We start from the raw sequence: 596 nt of genomic DNA, 5'->3' as shown, positions 1-596 counted from the left end.
CGCGTCGGTTTTCCTGGGACACCGAGGTCGCGCGCAGATAGCTGATGCGCGCCTGCAACTGGCGCAATTGGGTGGCGGCGACATGGTTGCCCGAGCCTTCGAGCAGCACGTCGTAGAAGCCCTGCACCGAGTCGATCACCTGTTGCAGTTCGCCGTCCTTCAACGCCTTGCGGTTGTCATCGAGGGCTTTTTCCAGGGCTTTGATGTCCTTGGCTTTGGCGCGCAGGGTGAACAGTTGCACGATCAGGCCTTCGAGCACACAACGCAGTTCGTAGATATCGACGGCGTCGTCGAGGGTGATGATGGCTACGCGCGGTCCTTTGGCATCTGCGAATTCGACGAGACCTTCGGATTCAAGGTGACGCAAAGCTTCGCGCACCGAAGTGCGGCTGACGCCGAGACGATCGCACAGGTCGCGTTCGACCAGACGATCACCTGGCATGAGCTGGAAATTCATGATCGCGCTACGCAGTTTGTCCAGCACGATTTCGCGCAGGGTAACGGGGTTGCGATTGACCTTGAAGCTGTCGTCGAGTGGCTGGCGTTTCATGGGGTCCGCTCTTGAGCTTGGCTGTCCATGCCAGACGGGCATCAAA

At 59.4% G+C, this 596-nt stretch carries 1 protein-coding gene; it reads right to left on the bottom strand.

Annotated features, from left to right (window positions below; all coding sequences use genetic code 11):
* On the bottom strand, nt 1–550 hold a 550-nt coding region (locus J5M71_RS26605; RefSeq protein ID WP_207838459.1), incomplete at its 3' end, for a GntR family transcriptional regulator.
* Between the last annotated feature and the right edge of the window lie 46 nt (nt 551–596).

The organism is Pseudomonas sp. 43(2021) (assembly GCF_017490805.1).
In the GTDB taxonomy this organism is placed as follows: domain Bacteria; phylum Pseudomonadota; class Gammaproteobacteria; order Pseudomonadales; family Pseudomonadaceae; genus Aquipseudomonas.
This window is presented reverse-complemented; position numbering and strand designations above follow the sequence as displayed.